This window comes from Pseudomonas putida (assembly GCA_029953615.1).
In the GTDB taxonomy this organism is placed as follows: Bacteria; Pseudomonadota; Gammaproteobacteria; order Pseudomonadales; family Pseudomonadaceae; genus Aquipseudomonas.
Window position 1 is genome coordinate 5,142,387 of the sequence record CP124529.1, and the last position, 19,113, is coordinate 5,161,499.

The following is a 19,113-nucleotide window of genomic DNA, read 5'->3' on the forward strand; positions in this document are numbered from 1 at the left end:
ATGAGCGCACTCACAAGCAATGCGCAGGTGGCGGTGATCGGTGCGGGCGCCATGGGCGCTGGCATCGCCCAGGTCGCGGCGCAGGCTGGCCACCCGGTAAAGCTCTACGACAACCGTCCCGGCGCTGCTGCCCTGGCGGTGGCCGGTATTGACCGGCAACTGGCCCGCCTGGTGGAAAAAGGCAAGTTGCAGGCTGCCGAGCGAGAGGCGATCAGCGCCCGCCTGTGCCCGGTGGACGCCCTCGAAGCCCTGGCCGATGCCGGGCTTGTGATCGAGGCCATCGTCGAGAACCTACAGGTCAAACAGGCGCTGTTCAGCCAGCTTGAAGCCCTGTGCGCCACTGACTGCATCCTCGCCAGCAACACCTCGTCACTGTCCATCACTGGTCTGGCTGCCGGGCTGCAACGCCCGCACCAGGTGGTCGGCATGCACTTCTTCAACCCGGCGCCGCTGATGGCCCTGGTCGAAGTGGTTTCAGGCCTGGCCACTGCCCCGGCCGTTGCCGCGTGCATTCATGCCACCGCCCAGGCCTGGGGCAAGCAGCCGGTGCACGCGCGCTCCACGCCGGGCTTCATCGTCAACCGCGTGGCACGGCCGTTCTACGCCGAAAGCCTGCGCCTGCTGCAGGAAGGCGCAGCCGATTGCGCCAGCCTCGATGCGCTGCTGCGTGATGCCGGCGGTTTTCGCATGGGGGCGTTCGAACTTACCGACCTGATCGGCCACGATGTCAATTACGCGGTGACCTGCTCGGTTTTCGATGCGTTCTATGGTGACTTCCGCTTCCAGCCTTCGCTGCTGCAAAAAGAGCTGGTGGATGCGGGCCGGCTCGGGCGCAAGACCGGCCAAGGCTTCTATAGCTATACCGAAGGATCCGAACGCCCACAGCCAGCTGAACTGCAAAGCTGCGCCGTGGCCGAAGCGTGCGTCGTCGAAGGCGACCTGGGGGTGATGCAGCCGCTGGTGGAGCGCCTGCGCCAGAATGGCGTCGCCGTGACCCGGCGCGCCGGCTGCGGCCTGATCCAGGTGGGCGATGCCACCCTGGCACTGTCCGATGGCCGCCTGGCCAGCCAGCGCGCCCGCGAAGACGGCGTGCGCAACCTGGTGCTGCTTGACCTGGCCCTCGACTACGCCACCGCCACCCGCCTCGCCATCAGCTGGTCGGCCGACACCAGCGACAATGCCCGCAACCAGGCGGTTGCGCTGCTGCAGCGCGCCGGCCTGAAGGTAACGGCGGTCGCTGACCTGCCCGGGCTGGTGGTGCTGCGTACCGTGGCGATGCTCGCCAACGAGGCCGCCGACGCCGTGCTGCAAGGGGTCGGCAGCGCCGCCGACATCGACCTGGCCATGCGTGCCGGTGTCAATTACCCCCGCGGCCCGCTGGCCTGGGCCGCGAGCATCGGCATCTCCCACACCCTGCGTGTGCTCGACAACCTGCAGCGCAGCTACGGCGAGAGCCGCTACCGCCCTTCCCTGCTGTTACGCCGCTGCGAAGCCAAAGGAGGCACCTTGCATGACTGAAGTCGAACTGGCACAAGCCTGTGCCGAGGCCATGTACGCCCGCGACCAGGCCACCCAGGGCCTGGGCATCCGCCTGCTGGAAGCCGGCCCGGGCCAGGCATGCCTGCGCATGCCGGTACGCGCCGAGATGATCCAGGGGCATGGCACCTGCCATGGCGGCTTCCTGTTCGCCCTGGCCGACTCGGCGTTTGCCTTCGCCTGCAACAGTTACGACCAGGCCACCGTCGCCCTGGGCTGCAGCATCGACTACCTGGCACCGGCGCTGCGCGATGACGTGCTTACCGCCCGCGCCAGCGAGGTCAGCCGCAAGGGCCGCACCGGCCTGTACCACGTCCGCATCGAGAACCAGCGCGGCGAGCTGGTGGCGATGTTCCATGGCAAGTCCTACAAAGTGCGCGGCACCGTGCTGGCGCAGGAGACGCAAGATGACTGAACACACCCTGGCCGATGCCCTGATCATCGACGCCGTGCGCACCCCCATTGGTCGATATGCCGGCGCATTGAGCGGCGTGCGCACCGATGACCTGGCCGCCATTCCGCTCAAGGCCCTGATCCAGCGCCACCCTGAACTGGACTGGAAAGCCATCGACGACGTCATCCTTGGCTGTGCCAACCAGGCTGGCGAGGACAACCGCAACGTCGCGCACATGGCCAGCTTGCTGGCCGGGCTGCCGATCGAAGTGCCGGGCACCACCATCAACCGCCTGTGTGGTTCCGGCCTGGACGCCATCGGCAATGCGGCCCGCGCCCTGCGCTGCGGCGAAGCCGGGCTGATGCTGGCCGGCGGCGTGGAGTCGATGTCGCGCGCGCCGTTCGTCATGGGCAAGTCCGAGCAGGCGTTCGGCCGCGCAGCCGAACTGTTTGACACCACCATCGGCTGGCGTTTCGTCAACCCACGCATGAAGGAAGCCTTCGGCACCGATTCGATGCCGGAAACGGCCGAGAACGTTGCGCAACAGTTCGGTATTTCCCGCGCCGACCAGGACGCCTTTGCCCTGCGCAGCCAGCACAAGGCCGCCGCCGCCCAGGCACGCGGCCGCCTGGCGCGGGAAATCGTGCCGGTCGAGATCGCGCAGCGCAAAGGCCCGGCCAAAGTGGTCGAGCACGACGAACATCCCCGCGGGGACACCACCCTGGAGCAGTTGGCCAGGCTTGGCACCCCATTCCGCGAAGGCGGCAGCGTCACCGCCGGCAATGCCTCCGGGGTAAACGACGGTGCCTGCGCCCTGCTGCTGGCCAGCAGCGCCGCCGCTCGCCGCCATGGCCTGAAGGCCCGCGGCCGCATCGTCGGCATGGCCGTGGCCGGGGTCGAACCCAGGTTGATGGGTATCGGCCCGGTGCCGGCAACCCGCAAGGTGCTGGCGCTTACCGGGCTGACGCTGGCCAACATGGACGTCATCGAACTCAACGAGGCATTTGCCGCCCAGGGCCTGGCGGTACTGCGCGAGCTAGGCCTGGCCGACGACGACGAGCGGGTCAACCGCAACGGCGGTGCCATCGCCCTGGGCCATCCGTTGGGCATGAGCGGCGCACGCCTGGTCACCACCGCGTTGCACGAGCTGGAAGAAACTGCCGGACGCTACGCCCTGTGCACCATGTGCATCGGCGTCGGCCAAGGCATCGCGATGGTCATCGAGCGCCTCTGAGCGGCTCGGACCATCGGCGTGTTACCGAACCGAACGCAGCCGTATATGCTGCTTCCATGACACTCACCACGCGACCCGTAACCGGTACCGCGCGGCGTACAAGAACAATTCGAGTGAAGCCATGAACATGTACCATGATGCCGATCGTGCCCTGTTGGACCCGATGGAAACCGCCAGTGTCGACGCCTTGCGCCAGCACCAGCTGGAGCGCTTGCGCTGGAGCCTGAAGCACGCCTATGACAACGTGCCGCTGTATCGCCAGCGCTTTGCCGAGTGCGGCGCCCACCCCGACGACCTAAAGTGCCTCGAGGACCTGGCGAAGTTTCCCTTCACCGGAAAGAACGACCTGCGCGACAACTACCCCTACGGGATGTTCGCCGTACCCCAGCAGGAGGTGGTGCGCCTGCACGCCTCCAGCGGCACCACCGGCAAGCCGACCGTGGTCGGCTACACCCAGAACGACATCGACACCTGGGCCAATGTGGTCGCTCGTTCGATCCGCGCCGCAGGTGGGCGCAAGGGTGACAAGGTGCATGTTTCCTACGGCTACGGCCTGTTCACCGGCGGGCTTGGCGCGCATTACGGGGCCGAGCGCCTGGGCTGTACGGTAATCCCCATGTCCGGTGGCCAGACCGAGAAGCAGGTGCAGCTGATTCGCGACTTCCAGCCCGACATCATCATGGTCACCCCCTCCTACATGCTCAACCTTGCCGACGAGATAGAGCGCCAGGGCATCGACCCGCAAGACCTCAAGCTGCGCCTGGGTATATTCGGTGCCGAGCCATGGACCGACGAGCTGCGCCGTTCTATCGAGCAACGGCTGGGTATCGATGCCCTCGACATTTATGGCCTTTCGGAAATCATGGGGCCTGGGGTGGCGATGGAGTGCATCGAAACCAAGGATGGCCCGACCATCTGGGAAGATCACTTCTACCCCGAGATCATCGACCCAGTTACCGGCGCGGTGCTGCCGGACGGCCAACTGGGCGAACTGGTGTTCACCTCGCTGACCAAGGAAGCGTTGCCAATGGTGCGCTACCGCACGCGTGACCTCACTCGCCTGCTACCCGGCACCGCACGGCCGATGCGCCGGATCGGCAAGATCACCGGCCGCAGCGATGACATGCTGATCATTCGCGGGGTCAACGTGTTCCCGACACAGATCGAGGAACAGGTCCTGAAAATAAAACAGCTTTCAGAACTCTATGAGATTCACTTGTATCGCAATGGCAACCTGGACAGTGTCGAGGTGCATGTGGAACTGCGTGCCGAGTGCCAGCACCTCGATGAAGCCCAGCGCAAGCTTGTGGTTGGCGAACTGAGCAAACAGATCAAGACCTACATTGGCATCAGCACCCAAGTGCACCTGCAGCCCTGCGGCGCGCTCAAGCGTTCCGAGGGCAAGGCCTGCCACGTGTTCGACAAACGGTTGGCCAGCTGATTCATTCGGCTGCCTCTTCGGCCCCGGCATTGTCCGGGGCTTTTTTTTGCGTTTTTTCGGCTGGCCTCTTCGCGGGCTCGCCCGCTCCCACAGGAAATGAAGTGAAGCCTAGGCCCGCGCGGTCTCTGTGGGAGCGGGCAGGTCCGCGAAGAGGCCGAATGTGATACACAAATCTTATTTGATACACATAAAACTGTTTGACGTTATGTTTTGTATCGCTTACAAATGACTCATGCCTTAGCAGGAGTCGCAGCACATGTACGCACAGCTAGTGGAAACCGGAGTCAAGCGCGTCAAGTCACTGGAAGAGATGTCGCCCGAAGAGCGCAACTTCCAGGAAAAGATCGACGCCGAAATCAAGATCGAAGCCAAGAACTGGATGCCCGAGGCCTATCGCCAGACCTTGATCCGGCAGATCTCCCAGCACGCCCACTCGGAAATCGTCGGCATGCTCCCCGAAGGCAACTGGGTCACCCGCGCCCCCAGCCTCAAGCGCAAGCTGCAGCTGATGGCCAAGATCCAGGACGAAGCCGGCCACGGCCTGTACCTGTACAGCGCCATGGAAACCCTGGGCGCCGACCGTGACGAAGAAATCGCCAAGCTGCACAGCGGCAAGGCCAAGTACTCGAGCATTTTCAACTACCCCACCCTTAGCTGGGCCGACATGGGCGCCGTGGGCTGGCTGGTGGATGGCGCCGCCATCGTCAACCAGGTGGTGCTGCAGCGCACCTCCTACGGCCCGTACTCGCGCGCCATGATCCGCATCTGCAAGGAAGAGAGCTTCCACCAGCGCCAGGGCTACGAAATCCTCCTGACCATGATGCGCCACGGCACCCAAGCCCAGCGGGACATGGTCCAGGACGCGATAAACCGACTGTGGTGGCCGGCCCTGATGATGTTCGGCCCCAGCGACGAGCATTCCCCCAACAGCGCCCAGTCCATGGCCTGGAAAATCAAGCGCCAGACCAACGATGAACTGCGCCAGCGCTTCATCGACCAGACCGTGCCGCAGCTCGAGCTGCTCGGCTGCACCGCCCCCGACCCCGAGCTGAAGTGGAATGCCGAGCGCGGCCACTACGACTTCGGCGAAATCCAGTGGGACGAGTTCTACGAAGTGATCAAGGGCAATGGCCCATGCAACCAGGAACGTGTCGCCACCCGGCGCAAGGCCATTGAGGACGGTGCCTGGGTACGCGAGGCCGCCGTGGCCTACGCGCGCAAGCAACAGAACAAGAACGCCGCCTGAGCGGCGATTGATGCGGAGATCGAAAATGTCTGTCTGGACCCTCTACGAAGTGTTCGTGCGCAGCAAGCACGGACTTAACCACAAGCATGTCGGCAGCGTGCACGCCGCCGATGCCGCCATGGCCATCGAAAACGCCCGTGAGCTGTACACCCGCCGCAGCGAAGGCGTGAGCCTGTGGGTGGTGCCTTCGGTACTGATCACCGCCTCTTCCCCGGACGAGAAAGACCCGCTGTTCGCCCCGGCAGACGACAAGGTCTACCGCCATGCCAGCTTCTACGAACTGCCCGACGAAGTCGGACACATGTGAGGTTGGCCATGCACAACGAAGCTCTTGTCCCCTACCTGCTGCTGCTCGGCGATAGTGCCTTGGTGCAGGGCCAGCGCCTTTGCGAATGGTGCGGCCGCGCACCGGCCATCGAAGAAGAACTGGCCCTGATGAACGTCGGTCTCGACCTGGTCGGCCAGGCGCGCAACTGGCTGGACTATGCCGCCGAGCTGCTCGATGACGGCCGTGACGCCGACGCCCTGGCCTTCCGCCGTGACGAGCGGGCCTATCGCAACCTGCTGCTGGTCGAACAGCCCAACGGCGATTTCGCCGTGACCATGACCAAGCAGTTCTTTTATGACGCCTGGCATTTCGCCGTGCTTCAGGGCCTGGTCGGCTCGAACGACGAGCGTATCGCCGGTATCGCCGGCAAGGCCCTGAAGGAAGTCACCTACCACCTGCGCCGCTCCAGCGAGTGGGTACAACGGCTGGGCGGGGGCACCGAAGAAAGCCGCCAACGCATGCTCGCGGCCATTCCGGCGCTGTGGCGTTTCACTGTCGAACTGGCCGCCGGTAGCGACAATGAAGTGCTCCTGGCGCAAGCAGGTGTCGCTGCCGACCCCGCCGCCGTCGGCGCGGCCTGGCTCAAGCAGGTTGGCGAGACCTTCGCTTCGGTCGAGCTGCCGCTGCCCAAGGCCGCCAGCCACTTTTACCTGGACGGTCGCAAAGGCCTGCACACCGAGCACCTGGGCCTGCTGCTGGCCGAGATGCAGTTCCTGCCGAGGGCGTACCCCGATGCAACCTGGTGAGCTGATTGCCGGCGACCGTGGCGCCCGCGCGCCACGCGGCGACGACCTGGCCCGAGCCTGGGCGGTACTGGCCCAGGTCATGGACCCGGAAGTGCCCGTGGTCAGCGTGGTCGATCTGGGGATCGTGCGCGACCTCGGCTGGCACGGCGGCCACCTGCACCTGGTCGTCACGCCGACCTACTCCGGTTGCCCGGCCACCGAGGTGATCGAGGGCGATATCCGCCAGGCGCTGGAGCAGGCCGGTTTTCCCGCGCCGGTTCTTGAGCGCCGGCTGACCCCGGCCTGGAGCACCGACTGGATCAGCGAACTGGGCCGCGAGCGCCTGCGCGCCTACGGCATCGCCCCGCCACAGGGCAGCGCCAGCAAGCGCAGCCTGCTCGGCGAGGCGCCGCAGGTGTGCTGCCCGCAGTGCGGCAGCGCCCATACCGAATTGCTCAGCCAGTTCGGCTCCACGGCCTGCAAGGCGCTGTACCGCTGCCGCGAGTGCCTGGAGCCGTTCGACTATTTCAAATGCATTTGAGCCGTGGAGAATGCCATGAGCCAGTTTCACAGCCTTACCATCAAGCAAGTGCGTAACGAGACCCGCGATGCGGTGTCGATTGCCTTCGACGTACCCGAGCACCTGAAGGCACAGTTCCGTTTCACCCAGGGCCAGTACCTGGTCATGCGTACCCAACTGGACAACGAAGAAGTCCGCCGTTCCTATTCCATTTGCAGCGCCGTGCAGGACGGCGAGCTGCGTGTGGCGGTAAAGCGCGTGCCTGGCGGGCGTTTCTCGGCATTTGCCAATGACCTGCTCAAGGCCGGCCAGCAGCTGGACGTGATGCCGCCGTCGGGCAGCTTCTTCGTGCCGCTCGATCCGGCCCGCCGGGGCAACTACCTCGGCGTGGCTGCCGGCAGCGGCATTACCCCGATTTTGTCGATCATCGCCACGACGCTGGCCAGTGAACCACACAGCCGCTTCACCTTGCTGTACGGCAACCGCTCCAGCTCCGGCGCACTGTTCCGCGACAAGCTGGAAGACCTGAAAAACCGTTACCTCGACCGCCTGAACCTGATTTTCGTGTTCAGCCGCGAACAACAGGATGTTGACCTGTACAACGGTCGCATCGATGCCGACAAGTGCGGGCAGTTGTTCTCGCGCTGGCTGGACGTTGCCAGCCTGGATGCAGCGTTCATCTGCGGCCCGCAGGCAATGACCGAGACCGTACGCGACAGCCTGCGTGCCAATGGCCTGGCCAAGGAACGCATCCATTTCGAGCTGTTTGCCGCCGCCGGTAATGAAGCCCGTCGTGAAGCCCGCGAGGCCGCGCGCCAGGTGGACTCGGCGCTCAGCCACATCACCGTGATCAGCGACGGCCGCGCCCTCACCTTCGACCTGCCACGCAACACCCGGAACGTGCTGGACGCCGGCAACGCCATCGGCGCCGAACTGCCTTATTCGTGCAAAGCCGGCGTGTGCTCGACCTGCAAGTGCCGGGTTATCGAGGGCGAAGTGGAAATGGACAGCAACCATGCCCTGGAGGACTACGAAGTAGCGGCCGGGTATGTGCTGTCGTGCCAGAGCTACCCGGTGAGCGACAAGGTGGTCCTCGATTTCGACCAACTCTGAAACCGCGTCGCCTTTTTCGCGGGCGCGCCCGCTCCCACAGGAATAGCACAAGCCTCAGGCACACCGCCGCACCTGTGGGAGCGGGCATACCCGCGAAGAGGCCCTGAGCAACACCGCAACACCCGCGTGACCTCAACAAAACAATTACAACACCCAGAGATCGCAACCCATGACACCCGAACGCATCGAAAGCATCGCCAACCACCCCGACTTCCAGCACCTGGTGCAGCGCAAACGCCGCCTCAACGGCAGCCTGACCCTGGCCATGCTGGTGATCTACTACGGCTTCGTCCTGCTGGTGGCGTTCTCCCCCAGCACCCTCGGCCAGTCCCTCAGCGGTGGCGTCACCACCGTCGGCATGCTGGTGGGCGTATTGATGGTGCTGCTGTCTTTCGCCCTGACCGGTATCTACGTGCACCGCGCCAACAACGTGCTCGACCCGCTCAACGACAAGGTCAAGCAGGAGTGCGCACAATGAACTGGACCGCCATCTCGATGTTCATGGTGTTCGTCTGCTTCACCCTGCTGGTCACCCGCTGGGCCGCCATGCGCACCCGCTCGGCCAGCGACTTCTACACCGCCGGCGGTGGCCTGACCGGCATGCAGAACGGCCTGGCGATCGCCGGTGACATGATCAGTGCCGCATCGTTCCTGGGCATTTCGGCGATGATGTTCATGAACGGCTACGACGGCCTGCTGTATGCCCTGGGCGTACTGGCCGGCTGGCCGATCATCCTGTTCCTGATTGCCGAACGCCTGCGTAACCTGGGCAAGTACACCTTCGCCGACGTGGTCAGCTACCGCCTGGCGCAAACCCCGGTGCGCCTGACCTCGGCCTTTGGCACGCTGGTGGTGGCGCTGATGTACCTGGTGGCGCAGATGGTCGGTGCCGGCAAGCTGATCGAACTGCTGTTCGGCATCAGCTACCTGTACGCGGTGATGCTGGTCGGCGTGCTGATGGTCGCCTACGTCACCTTCGGCGGCATGCTCGCCACCACCTGGGTACAGATCATCAAGGCGGTAATGCTGCTGTCGGGCACCAGCTTCATGGCCTTCATGGTGCTCAAGCATTTCGGCTTCAGCACCGAGGCGATGTTCGCCAGCGCCGTGGCCGTGCATGCCAAGGGCCAGGCGATCATGGCCCCGGGCGGCTTGCTGTCCAACCCGGTGGATGCCATTTCCCTGGGCCTGGGCATGATGTTCGGGACCGCCGGGCTGCCGCATATCCTGATGCGTTTCTTCACCGTCAGCGATGCCAAGGAAGCGCGCAAGAGCGTGTTCTATGCCACCGGGTTCATCGGCTACTTCTACCTGCTGCTGATCGTCATCGGCTTTGGTGCCATCGTCATGGTCGGCACCGAGCCGTCCTACCGTGACGCCACCGGCGCGATCATCGGCGGCGGCAACATGGTCGCTGTGCACCTGGCCCAGGCCGTGGGTGGCAATCTGTTCCTCGGCTTCATCTCCGCCGTTGCCTTCGCCACCATCCTGGCGGTGGTCGCCGGCCTGGCGCTGTCCGGTGCATCGGCCGTTTCCCACGACCTGTATGCCTGCGTGGTGCGCCAGGGCAAAGCCAGCGAGCAGGAGGAAATGCGCGTGTCGCGTCTCGCCACCCTGCTGATCGGCCTGCTGGCGGTCATTCTTGGCCTGATGTTCGAGTCGCAGAACATCGCCTTCCTCTCCGGCCTGGTGCTGGCCGTGGCCGCGTCGGTCAACTTCCCGGTGCTGCTGCTCTCGATGTTCTGGAAAGGCCTGACCACCCGCGGCGCGGTGTGCGGCAGCATGGCCGGCCTGGTCTCGGCGGTGCTGCTGGTGGTGCTGGGCCCGGCGGTGTGGGTCAACGTGCTGCATAACGAAACAGCGCTGTTCCCCTACAGCAACCCGGCGCTGTTCTCCATGAGCCTGGCCTTCCTCGGCGCCTGGGTGTTCTCCGTCACCGACAGCTCCGAACGCGCCAGCCAGGAACGTGGCCGCTACCTGGCCCAGTTCATCCGCTCCATGACCGGAATCGGCGCTGCCGGCGCCAGCAAGCACTGACCATCAGGGAAGAACAACCATGTCGGGTAAAACAACAACAATGAACCGCACGCACTTCATTTCGGCCGCCTGGCTGGCCACCCTCGCCCTGCCGCTGCCGGCCATGGCAGATTTCATCGGCGACAGCCACGCCCGGCTTGAGCTGCGCAACCACTACCTCAACCGCGACTTCCGCCAGAGCAACGCGCCGCAGGCCAAGGCCGAGGAATGGGGCCAGGGCTTTACCGCCAAGCTGGAGTCGGGCTTCACCGACGGCCCGGTCGGCTTTGGTGTCGACGCCATGGGCCAGCTGGGCATCAAGCTCGACTCCAGCCGCGACCGCCGCAATACCGGCCTGCTGCCGTTCGGCCCGAACAGCCACGAACCGGTCGATGACTACAGCGAACTGGGCCTGACCGGCAAGGTGCGGGTGGCCAAGAGCACCCTGCGCCTGGGTACCTTGCAACCGATCCTGCCGGTGGTGGTGTACAACGACACCCGCCTGCTGGCCTCCACGTTCCAAGGTGGGCTGCTCACCAGCCAGGACCTGGCCGGCCTGACCTTCAACGCTGGCCGCCTGACCAAGGCCAACCTGCGTGATTCCTCTGGCCGCGACGACATCGGCTACGGCGCCGCCAGCAGCGACCACCTGGACTTCGGTGGCGGCAGCTACGCCATCACCCCGCAAACCAGCGTCAGCTACTACTACGCCAAGCTCGAAGACATCTACCGCCAGCACTTCGTCGGCCTGATCGATACCCGCCCACTGGGCGAAGGCGTGAGCCTGCGCACCGACCTGCGCTACTTCGACAGCCGCAACGACGGCGCCGAGCGTGCCGGCAACATCGACAACCGCAACTTCAACGCCATGTTCACCCTCGGCGTACGGGCCCACAAGTTCACCGCGGCCTGGCAGCAGATGTCCGGCGACAGTGCCTTCCCGTTCGTGAACGGCGGCGACCCGTTCACCGTCAACCTGGTCACCTACAACACTTTCACCCGCGCCGGGCTGGACTCCTGGCAAGTGCGCTACGACTACGACTTCGTCGCCATGGGTATCCCCGGCCTGAGCTTCATGACCCGCTACACCGATGGCCGCCACGCCGAAACCGCCACCGTCAGCAATGGCCGTGAGCGTGAGCGCGACACCGACATCACCTACGTCATCCAGAGCGGCCCGTTCAAGGACGTCAGCCTGCGCTGGCGCAACGTTACCTTCCGTTCCGGCAATGGCCTGACCAACGCCGTGGACGAAAACCGCCTGATCATCGGCTACACCGTGGCGCTGTGGTAACAGCGCCCCTCAGCATTTGGAGAACAGCATGTCTGCCGCCCCTACCCTGCAAAGCTTCATCGCCGGCCGCTGGCTTGGCCAGCACGGCGCCCAGGCGCTGCGCAGCGCCCTGGATGGCCACGTCCTGGCCTACAGCCACGAAGAACGCCCGGATTTCGCCGAGGCCGTGGACTTTGCCCGTGGCCGTGGCCTGGCCACGCTGATGGCCATGGACTTCCAGCAGCGCGCCGCGCGCCTGAAGGCACTGGCCCTGTACCTGGCCGAGCGCAAGGAACAGCTCTACGCCCTGTCCCACCACAGCGGCGCCACCCGTGCCGACAGCTGGATCGACATCGAAGGCGGCAACGCCACGCTGTTCTCCTATGCCGGCATTGGCAGCCGTGAGTTGCCGTCGGGCAACCTGGTGCATGAAGGCCCGGCCATCCCCTTGGGCAAGCAAGGCCATTTCGCCGGCAGCCACATCCTGGTTCCGCGCGCCGGCGTGGCGGTGCACATCAACGCCTTCAACTTCCCCATCTGGGGCATGCTGGAGAAGTTCGCCCCGACCTTCCTCGCCGGCATGCCGTGCATCGTCAAGCCGGCAACCTCGACCAGCTACCTGACCGAGGCCGTGGTGCGCCTGATGAATGCATCCGGGCTGTTGCCCGAAGGCAGCCTGCAACTGGTGATCGGCAGCACCGGCGACCTGCTCGACCGCCTGCAGGGCCAGGACGTGGTGACCTTCACCGGCTCCGCCGACACCGCCGCCAAATTGCGTGTCACGCCGAACCTGGTGCGCAACTCGGTGCCGTTCACCGCCGAAGCCGATTCGCTCAATTGCGCCATCCTCGGCCCGGACGTGACCCCGGACAGCGAAGAGTTCGACTTGTACATCAAGGAGGTGGTCCGTGAAATGACCACCAAGGCCGGGCAGAAATGTACCGCCATTCGCCGCGCCATCGTACCGGCCAGGCACATCGACGCCGTTGCCACGCGCCTGCGCGAGCGGCTGGCCAAGGTAGTGGTCGGCGACCCGTCACTGGAAGGTGTGCGCATGGGCGCCCTTGCCTCCCACGACCAGCAGCACGACGTGGCCGAGCGGGTGCGCAGCCTGCTGCACAGCTGCGACCAGCTGTTCGGCGCCAGCGATGGTTTTGCGCCGCGTGGCGAGGGTGTGGCCGAGGGCGCGTTCTTTGCCCCGACCCTGCTGCAGGCCCGCGACCCGCATGCAGAAGGCGGTGCCCACGATATCGAAGCGTTCGGCCCGGTCAGCACGCTGATGGCCTATGACGACCTCGATGAAGCCCTGGTGCTGGCCGCACGAGGCAAAGGCAGCCTGGTGGCGACCTTGGTCACCGCCGACCGAAGCGTGGCAGCCAAGGCCATCCCGGTGGCCGCCGCCTGGCATGGCCGTCTGCTGGTACTCGACAGCGAGGCGGCCAAGGAATCCACGGGGCATGGCTCGCCATTGCCGCAGCTCAAGCACGGGGGCCCGGGCCGCGCGGGTGGTGGTGAAGAGCTGGGTGGCCTGCGTGCCGTCAAACATTACCTGCAGCGTGCCGCAATACAGGGTTCGCCGAGCATGCTGACCGCGGTAACCGGCGAATACGTGCGCGGTGGCGAAGTGATCGAAACCGAAGTGCACCCGTTCCGCCGCTACTTCGAGCAGTTGCGCATCGGCGAGTCGCTGCTCACCCACCGACGCACTGTGACCGAAGCCGACCTGGTCAACTTCGGCTGCCTGTCGGGTGACCATTTCTACATGCATTTCGACGAGATCGCCGCCAAGGAATCGCAGTTCGGCAAGCGCATCGCCCACGGCTACTTCGTGTTGTCGGCAGCGGCCGGGTTGTTCGTCTCCCCGGGTGCTGGCCCGGTACTGGCCAACTACGGCCTGGATACGCTGCGCTTCATCAACCCGGTGGGCATCGGTGACACCATTCAGGCGCGCCTGACCTGCAAGCGCAAGATCGACCAGGGCAAGACCAGCCCGCTGGGCCAGCCCCAGGGCGTGGTGGCATGGGATGTGGAGGTGACCAACCAGCTGGGCGAGCTGGTCGCCAGCTACGACATTCTCACCCTGGTGCTGAAAAAGCCCTGACGCTACCGTTGGTCAGGGGCGGTCGGCAGTCAATCGACCTCTCCTGGCCGTTGCCACTCTCATTCAATGAGCACCGAACACGAGGATTGCCAGATGAATGACTTACCGAGGATGGGCGGTGGCAGCGTACAGGATGACTGGCCAGAGCTCGAGCCGGACCGGCGCAATGACCGCGCAGATGACCCGGATGCCGACCCAAATGTGACTGATGACGAAGGAAACCGCCCGGGCGTACCAGCCAGCGACCCCGAATCCGGTGCCTGACACTCATGACCAGACGGCCAGCGCAATCCTGTTGGAGCGGCCTTGTGTCGCGAAAGGGCTGCACAGCAGCCCCAGTAATTTCCACTGTTGCGCATCGATCCTGGGGCCGCGTTGCGGCCCTTTCGCGACACAAGGCGCTCCTGCAGGGATAGCGCCAACTTTGAAATTTGAGTCGGGGAATCACATCGTCGCCGCAGGCCCGCCCGCCGACTGGTTCGGCTTGCTGCCGGATACCCGCCAGCTCACCGCAGTAATCCCGTAGCGCTCGGCCATCGGCCTGCTGACTTTCCTGATTTTTTCGCGTCCGAACTTGGGAATGATGCCAATGCCCGCATCGCAACTTGCCCAGTGCCAGGCCTCGGCATTGTCCAGCTTCTCCAGACGAATGATGAAACTGCGCGGCTGGCCATGCAGTTGGTAGTCGATGATGTATAGCTGTGGGCCAGGCATCGCAGGGGCCTCCTTTTCTCCATGGATGACACCCTGGTTGATCGGGGCATGGCCAGAAGATTCAATAAAATTGACGAGCGATAGTTACCAGAGGTTTTGCAGCCTCGCTACGCAGGGTTTTACCGGCACCTGGCCCCTGCGGGTGCCGGGTGTCCGGCACCCCTTCAACTCACTGCTGGCGGCCGCCGCCGTGGCTATTCTGGCCGCCTTTGCGACCGGCCTCCGATGCCCGTTGGCGGTCGTTGGCGAAGTTGCCCCCGGAAGCCTGGCCGCCTTTGTGCCCCGCGCGGGAGGCACGTTCCCGGTCATTGGCAAAATTGCCTGGGTTGGTTTCCTTGGTGCCGCCGCGCTGGCTGGCTCGCTCTTGATCCTGCGCCATGTGGTATCTCCTTGCGATGGTTGGCTGGTCGCATGAATGGTTGCCATGCCTAGGTTCCGAGCCGCCGATCACAGACTCTGCTCAATGGTTTTGCCGACAACTGACCAGTGGCACCAAACACAGGCCGGCAAAAGGTTTGGGCCGCGGATGCAGGCAGTCGCACTTTCCTGTGCCGGCAGAGGTCTCAACGGCATGGCGACGGCATATAATCCCGCCACACACACGCCCGATGATGTTGCTCAGGGCGGAACGTTCCGGTCTTTACAAGGCTCCGTCCATGAAGTCGTCCCCCAAGCAACCTGCCTCGCCCCAGAACCCGGCGCTCAGCCCTAGCCACCTGGATTTCCCGGTGGTGGGCATCGGTGCTTCGGCAGGCGGCCTGGAGGCGATCTGTACGCTGTTCCGGCAAATGCCCGGCGATTGCGGCATGGCCTTCGTCGTGGTCTTGCACCTGTCCCCCGACCACCAGAGCATCGCCGATCGCATCATCCAGGACACCACGCCAATGCCGGTGCGCCAGGTGACCGAGCCGGTGCCGATCGAGCGCAATCACATCTACGTGATCTCACCGGCCAATCGCCTGTCCACCAACGATGGCTACCTGCGCGTGACCCCGGCCAACCGGCGCCGGGGCGACCATGTCGCCATCGACCTGTTCTTCCGTGACCTGGCTGACGTGCACAAGGACCACGCCTTCTGCGTGGTGTTGTCCGGTACCGGTGCCGATGGCGCCGTGGGCCTGTCGCGGATCAAGGAGCAAGGCGGCGTGACCCTGGCGCAAACCCCGGACGACGCCCTGTACGACAGCATGCCGCGCGCCGCCATCGAGACCGGCATGGTCGACCTGGTGCTGCCGGCGGCAGAAATGGCGCAGAAACTGCTCGAACTGTGGCGCAATGCCCGTCAGGTCAGGCTCCCGGAAATTGACGACGACACCTTGCCACCGGCCTTGGGCACCCGTGCCGGGGACGCCCAGGCCTGCGAGCCGATGCTCGAGGAAATCCTGCTGCAATTGCGCAGCAACACCGGCCACGACTTCCAGCACTACAAGCGCGCCACCGTGCTGCGGCGCATCGAGCGTCGCCTGCATGTGACCGGGCAAGCAGACCTGAAGGCCTACCTGCACTATCTGGAGCAACATCCAGCGGAATCCAGTGCGTTGCTGGCCGACATGCTGATTGGTGTAACCAATTTCTTCCGCGATCGTGAGGCTTTCGAAGCCTTGGAGCGCTATGTACTGCCACAGTTGGCCTGCGAACGCGACATGGCCGACGGCGCGGACCAGGTCCGCGTCTGGTCGGCTGGCTGCTCCACCGGTGAAGAAGCCTATAGCCTGGCCATACTGGTTTGCGAGCAGCTGGCGCTGGAACGGCGCGCGCACAAGGTACAAGTGTTCGCCACGGACCTGGACGAACGCGCAATAGGCATCGCGCGCAGTGGCGCTTACCCCGAATCGATTGTCACCGACGTGCCGCCCAGCCGGTTGCGCCAGTTCTTCCTCAAGGAAGACCAGCATTACCGGGTGCGCAAAGAGGTGCGCGAGAAGGTGCTGTTCGCCCGCCACAATTTGCTGTCGGACCCACCGTTCTCGCAGATCGACCTGATCGTGTGCCGCAACCTGCTGATCTACCTCGACCGCGAGGTACAGCGTGACATCCTGCAGATGTTCCACTTTGCCTTGCGTCCGGGTGGCTACCTGTTCCTTGGTTCATCCGAGTCGGCCGATGTCGCCAGCGAACTGTTCGCCCCGGTGGACAAACGCAACCGCATTTTCCGCGCACTCGATGCCAGCAACAGCGGCCGCCACTCCAGGCGCCAGTTGCCTGGTACTGCTGTCACCCGTAAACCACCGGAAACACTGGCCAAAGCCAAGCCCGGCCGCACCCCTTCCTTCGCCGAGCTGCATCATCGCGCCCTGGCCAGTCGCATGCCACCCAGCCTGATCGTCGATACCGACGGCAATATCCTGCACATGAGCGAAGGCGTGGGGCGGTTCTTGCAACTGGTCGGTGGCGAACCAAGCCGCAGCCTGCTCAACCTGGTGCTGCCGCCCCTGCGCCTGGCCCTGCGCAGCACCTTGTTCCAGGCGCGGCAAGGGGTCGAGGCAGTGACCTCGCGACCTGTCGAACTGACGGATACCGCGGACAAACTGCAGGTGGAAATCACCGTGCAGCCGTACAAGGATGATCCCGGCGGCAGCGATTGCCTGCTGGTCGTATTCGAAGAGCGCACGCCCGATCCGTCCTTGCCGATACCGGGCAGCATCCGCCAGACCGACAGCATGGTCCTGCAAAACCTCGAACGCGAACTGCAGCGCACGCGCCTGCAACTGCAGGAAACCATCGAGCAGTCCGAAGTATCCAGCGAGGAGCTGACAGCCTCCAACGAAGAGATGCAGGCCATCAACGAGGAGTTGCGATCAGCCAGTGAAGAACTGGAAACCAGCAAGGAAGAGCTGCAGTCGATCAACGAAGAGTTACTCACGGTCAACTACGAGCTGAAGAACAAGGTCGAAGAAACCGACAAGGTCAACGACTACCTCAGCAACCTGATCGCCTGTACCGAGATCGCTACGGTGTTCGTCGACCGCAACCTGCATATCCGCTGGTTCACGCCGCGCGCCACCGACCTGTTCAACATGCTGCCGGTCGATACCGGCCGTTCCCTGCTCGACATCACCCACCGCCTGGATTACCCGGCACTGGCCGACGATGCCCGCGCCGTGGCCCAGGGCGAGAACATCATCGAGCGTAAAATCGCTGGCCAGGGCGATCACTGGTACCTGGCTCGCCTGCTGCCCTACCGCTCCAGCGAACAGAAAATCGACGGCACGGTGCTGACCTTCATCGATATCAGCAGCAGCCATGCGGCCGAGGAACGCGTGCGCCAGGGCGAAGAGCGCCTGAGCAAGCAGTTGGCCGAGTCGCAGAGCACCAGCCACATGAAGGATGAGTTCTTCGCCATCATGTCCCACGAGCTCAAGCACCCCCTCAACCTGATCCAGCTCAATGCCGAAATCCTGCGCCGCCTGCCGTCGCTCAAGAGTATCAGTGCAGCGAGCAAGGCCGTGGCTACCATCTGCGACGCGGTAACCAGCCAGGCGCGGATCATCGACGACCTGCTGGATGTAGCGCGCATTCGCACCGGCAAACTGAAACTCAAGACCGAGCCTGTGGACCTGCTTGCCGTCCTGCAGGGCATCCATGGCGTGGTCGTGAGCGAGCAGCACCCCTGCACGGTTCGCCTGGAACTGCCCGCCGACAACCAGCCGGTGATGATCGAGGGTGACGTTACCCGCCTTGAGCAGATCATCTGGAACCTGCTGAACAACGCACTCAAGTTCAGCCCGGCAGGCAGTGAGATACGCCTGGTGCTGAGCCACGACGAAGACCATGCGCGCCTGCAGGTGATCGACCATGGCATAGGCCTGAGCCACGACAGCCTCGAGCACATCTTCGACCTGTTCAGCCAGGCTACACCGCAACAGGCCAGCCACAGTCGCGAGGGCCTGGGCATCGGCCTGTCGCTGGTACGGCAACTGGTCGAGGCCCATGGCGGTAGCGTACGCGCCACCTCCCCGGGGCTTGGCCTGGGCTGTACCTTTACGGTCACCCTGGCCCTTGGCGAAATGCAGCACCCGCAGCGTGCGCAGGGCTCGGAACCACCGAGCGAGGGCCGCCTGAATGGAATACGCGTGTTGCTGGTGGATGACTCCGCAGAAGTGCTGGCGGTGATGCAGGAGCTGCTGGAAATGGAGAACGCCATTGTCAATGCCTTCAGCAAGCCACGTGAAGCCCTGGAAGCCGCTGCCGGTGAGGAGTACGACATCATCCTGTCCGACATCGGCATGCCGGTGATGGACGGCCATGCGTTGATCAAGGCCTTGCGTGCCTATGTGCACCTGCGCCATACCCCTGCCATCGCGCTGACCGGCTATGGCGCCAGCGCCGACCAGTACAAATCACGCCAGTCGGGCTTCGACCGGCACCTGAACAAGCCGGTGGGCTACGACGAGCTGGTCGAGGCCATCGAAGCCTTGAGCGGCTCGGTGCCTTATTGACCACTGGTTCAGTTTCAACGCAACGTTTATTGC

16 protein-coding genes and 1 pseudogene are annotated in these 19,113 nt (G+C 64.4%); 15 read left to right on the forward strand and 2 right to left on the reverse strand.

The annotated features are described in order from the left end of the window. The 14 genes and pseudogenes from paaC (QIY50_23540) (at position 1) to QIY50_23605 (ending at position 14,191) form a co-directional block, all read left to right on the forward strand. Positions 1-1,518, forward strand: a complete 1,518-nt coding sequence (gene paaC / locus QIY50_23540; protein ID WGV20227.1) for a 3-hydroxyacyl-CoA dehydrogenase PaaC — start codon at positions 1-3, stop codon at positions 1,516-1,518. Then, a complete protein-coding gene (paaI, locus tag QIY50_23545; protein WGV20228.1) occupies positions 1,511-1,951 on the forward strand; it encodes a hydroxyphenylacetyl-CoA thioesterase PaaI in 441 nt (146 codons plus the stop codon). The genes paaC (QIY50_23540) and paaI overlap by 8 nt, the downstream gene beginning before the upstream one ends. Next, positions 1,944-3,164 (forward strand): 3-oxoadipyl-CoA thiolase, encoded by a 1,221-nt coding sequence (gene pcaF / locus QIY50_23550; protein ID WGV20229.1) that lies wholly within the window; start codon positions 1,944-1,946, stop codon positions 3,162-3,164. The genes paaI and pcaF overlap by 8 nt, the downstream gene beginning before the upstream one ends. Before the next feature lie 121 nt (positions 3,165-3,285). Continuing rightward, positions 3,286-4,605: a phenylacetate--CoA ligase gene (gene paaF / locus QIY50_23555; GenBank protein ID WGV20230.1), complete on the forward strand. Its 1,320-nt coding sequence runs from the start codon at positions 3,286-3,288 to the stop codon at positions 4,603-4,605. A gap of 256 nt (positions 4,606-4,861) precedes the next feature. Continuing rightward, entirely contained in the window at positions 4,862-5,851 is a 990-nt protein-coding gene (gene paaA, locus QIY50_23560) for a 1,2-phenylacetyl-CoA epoxidase subunit A (GenBank protein ID WGV20231.1), read from the forward strand. A gap of 25 nt (positions 5,852-5,876) precedes the next feature. After that, entirely contained in the window at positions 5,877-6,158 is a 282-nt protein-coding gene (gene paaB / locus QIY50_23565; GenBank protein ID WGV20232.1) for a 1,2-phenylacetyl-CoA epoxidase subunit B, read from the forward strand. A gap of 8 nt (positions 6,159-6,166) precedes the next feature. Further along, entirely contained in the window at positions 6,167-6,925 is a 759-nt protein-coding gene (paaC, locus tag QIY50_23570) for a phenylacetate-CoA oxygenase subunit PaaC (protein ID WGV20233.1), read from the forward strand. Continuing rightward, complete coding sequence (gene paaJ / locus QIY50_23575; protein WGV20234.1) at positions 6,912-7,445, forward strand: phenylacetate-CoA oxygenase subunit PaaJ; 534 nt, start codon at positions 6,912-6,914, stop codon at positions 7,443-7,445. Before paaC (QIY50_23570) ends, paaJ begins: the two co-directional genes overlap by 14 nt. A gap of 15 nt (positions 7,446-7,460) precedes the next feature. Beyond that, entirely contained in the window at positions 7,461-8,537 is a 1,077-nt protein-coding gene (gene paaK, locus QIY50_23580) for a phenylacetate-CoA oxygenase/reductase subunit PaaK (protein ID WGV20235.1), read from the forward strand. Between the two features lie 169 nt (positions 8,538-8,706). Continuing rightward, on the forward strand, positions 8,707-9,015 hold the full coding sequence (locus QIY50_23585; GenBank protein WGV20236.1) for a DUF485 domain-containing protein: 309 nt from the start codon (positions 8,707-8,709) through the stop codon (positions 9,013-9,015). Beyond that, positions 9,006-10,574, forward strand: a pseudogene (locus QIY50_23590) (cation acetate symporter). The gene QIY50_23585 and the pseudogene QIY50_23590 overlap by 10 nt, the downstream one beginning before the upstream one ends. Before the next feature lie 40 nt (positions 10,575-10,614). After that, positions 10,615-11,847 (forward strand): OprD family porin, encoded by a 1,233-nt coding sequence (locus tag QIY50_23595; GenBank protein WGV20237.1) that lies wholly within the window; start codon positions 10,615-10,617, stop codon positions 11,845-11,847. A gap of 28 nt (positions 11,848-11,875) precedes the next feature. Continuing rightward, entirely contained in the window at positions 11,876-13,927 is a 2,052-nt protein-coding gene (gene paaZ / locus QIY50_23600; protein ID WGV20238.1) for a phenylacetic acid degradation bifunctional protein PaaZ, read from the forward strand. Positions 13,928-14,020: 93 nt separating this feature from the next. Next, entirely contained in the window at positions 14,021-14,191 is a 171-nt protein-coding gene (locus QIY50_23605) for a hypothetical protein (GenBank protein WGV20239.1), read from the forward strand. 180 nt (positions 14,192-14,371) lie between these two features. On the opposite strand, the gene QIY50_23610 is transcribed toward QIY50_23605, so the two are convergent. Continuing rightward, the gene (locus QIY50_23610) at positions 14,372-14,641 is read right to left on the reverse strand and encodes a hypothetical protein (protein WGV20240.1); all 270 of its coding nucleotides are present in this window, start codon (positions 14,639-14,641) and stop codon (positions 14,372-14,374) included. Positions 14,642-14,810: 169 nt separating this feature from the next. Further along, positions 14,811-15,020 (reverse strand): general stress protein, encoded by a 210-nt coding sequence (locus QIY50_23615; GenBank protein WGV20241.1) that lies wholly within the window; start codon positions 15,018-15,020, stop codon positions 14,811-14,813. Between the two features lie 277 nt (positions 15,021-15,297). Here QIY50_23615 and QIY50_23620 point away from each other — a divergent pair, with 277 nt between their 5' ends. After that, positions 15,298-19,080: a CheR family methyltransferase gene (locus QIY50_23620; protein ID WGV20242.1), complete on the forward strand. Its 3,783-nt coding sequence runs from the start codon at positions 15,298-15,300 to the stop codon at positions 19,078-19,080. The last annotated feature ends 33 nt before the right edge of the window (positions 19,081-19,113 follow it).

Excerpts from the sequence above, each read along its gene's own strand:
- paaC (WGV20227.1), top strand. The coding sequence starts at position 1 with ATGAGCGCACTCACAAGCAATGCGCAGGTGGCGGTGATCGGTGCGGGC.
- paaI (WGV20228.1), top strand. The coding sequence starts at position 1,511 with ATGACTGAAGTCGAACTGGCACAAGCCTGTGCCGAGGCCATGTACGCC.
- pcaF (WGV20229.1), top strand. The coding sequence starts at position 1,944 with ATGACTGAACACACCCTGGCCGATGCCCTGATCATCGACGCCGTGCGC.
- paaF (WGV20230.1), top strand. The coding sequence starts at position 3,286 with ATGAACATGTACCATGATGCCGATCGTGCCCTGTTGGACCCGATGGAA.
- paaA (WGV20231.1), top strand. The coding sequence starts at position 4,862 with ATGTACGCACAGCTAGTGGAAACCGGAGTCAAGCGCGTCAAGTCACTG.
- paaB (WGV20232.1), top strand. The coding sequence starts at position 5,877 with ATGTCTGTCTGGACCCTCTACGAAGTGTTCGTGCGCAGCAAGCACGGA.
- paaC (WGV20233.1), top strand. The coding sequence starts at position 6,167 with ATGCACAACGAAGCTCTTGTCCCCTACCTGCTGCTGCTCGGCGATAGT.
- paaJ (WGV20234.1), top strand. The coding sequence starts at position 6,912 with ATGCAACCTGGTGAGCTGATTGCCGGCGACCGTGGCGCCCGCGCGCCA.
- paaK (WGV20235.1), top strand. The coding sequence starts at position 7,461 with ATGAGCCAGTTTCACAGCCTTACCATCAAGCAAGTGCGTAACGAGACC.
- QIY50_23585 (WGV20236.1), top strand. The coding sequence starts at position 8,707 with ATGACACCCGAACGCATCGAAAGCATCGCCAACCACCCCGACTTCCAG.
- QIY50_23595 (WGV20237.1), top strand. The coding sequence starts at position 10,615 with ATGAACCGCACGCACTTCATTTCGGCCGCCTGGCTGGCCACCCTCGCC.
- paaZ (WGV20238.1), top strand. The coding sequence starts at position 11,876 with ATGTCTGCCGCCCCTACCCTGCAAAGCTTCATCGCCGGCCGCTGGCTT.
- QIY50_23605 (WGV20239.1), top strand. The coding sequence starts at position 14,021 with ATGAATGACTTACCGAGGATGGGCGGTGGCAGCGTACAGGATGACTGG.
- QIY50_23610 (WGV20240.1), bottom strand. The coding sequence starts at position 14,641 with ATGCCTGGCCCACAGCTATACATCATCGACTACCAACTGCATGGCCAG.
- QIY50_23615 (WGV20241.1), bottom strand. The coding sequence starts at position 15,020 with ATGGCGCAGGATCAAGAGCGAGCCAGCCAGCGCGGCGGCACCAAGGAA.
- QIY50_23620 (WGV20242.1), top strand. The coding sequence starts at position 15,298 with ATGAAGTCGTCCCCCAAGCAACCTGCCTCGCCCCAGAACCCGGCGCTC.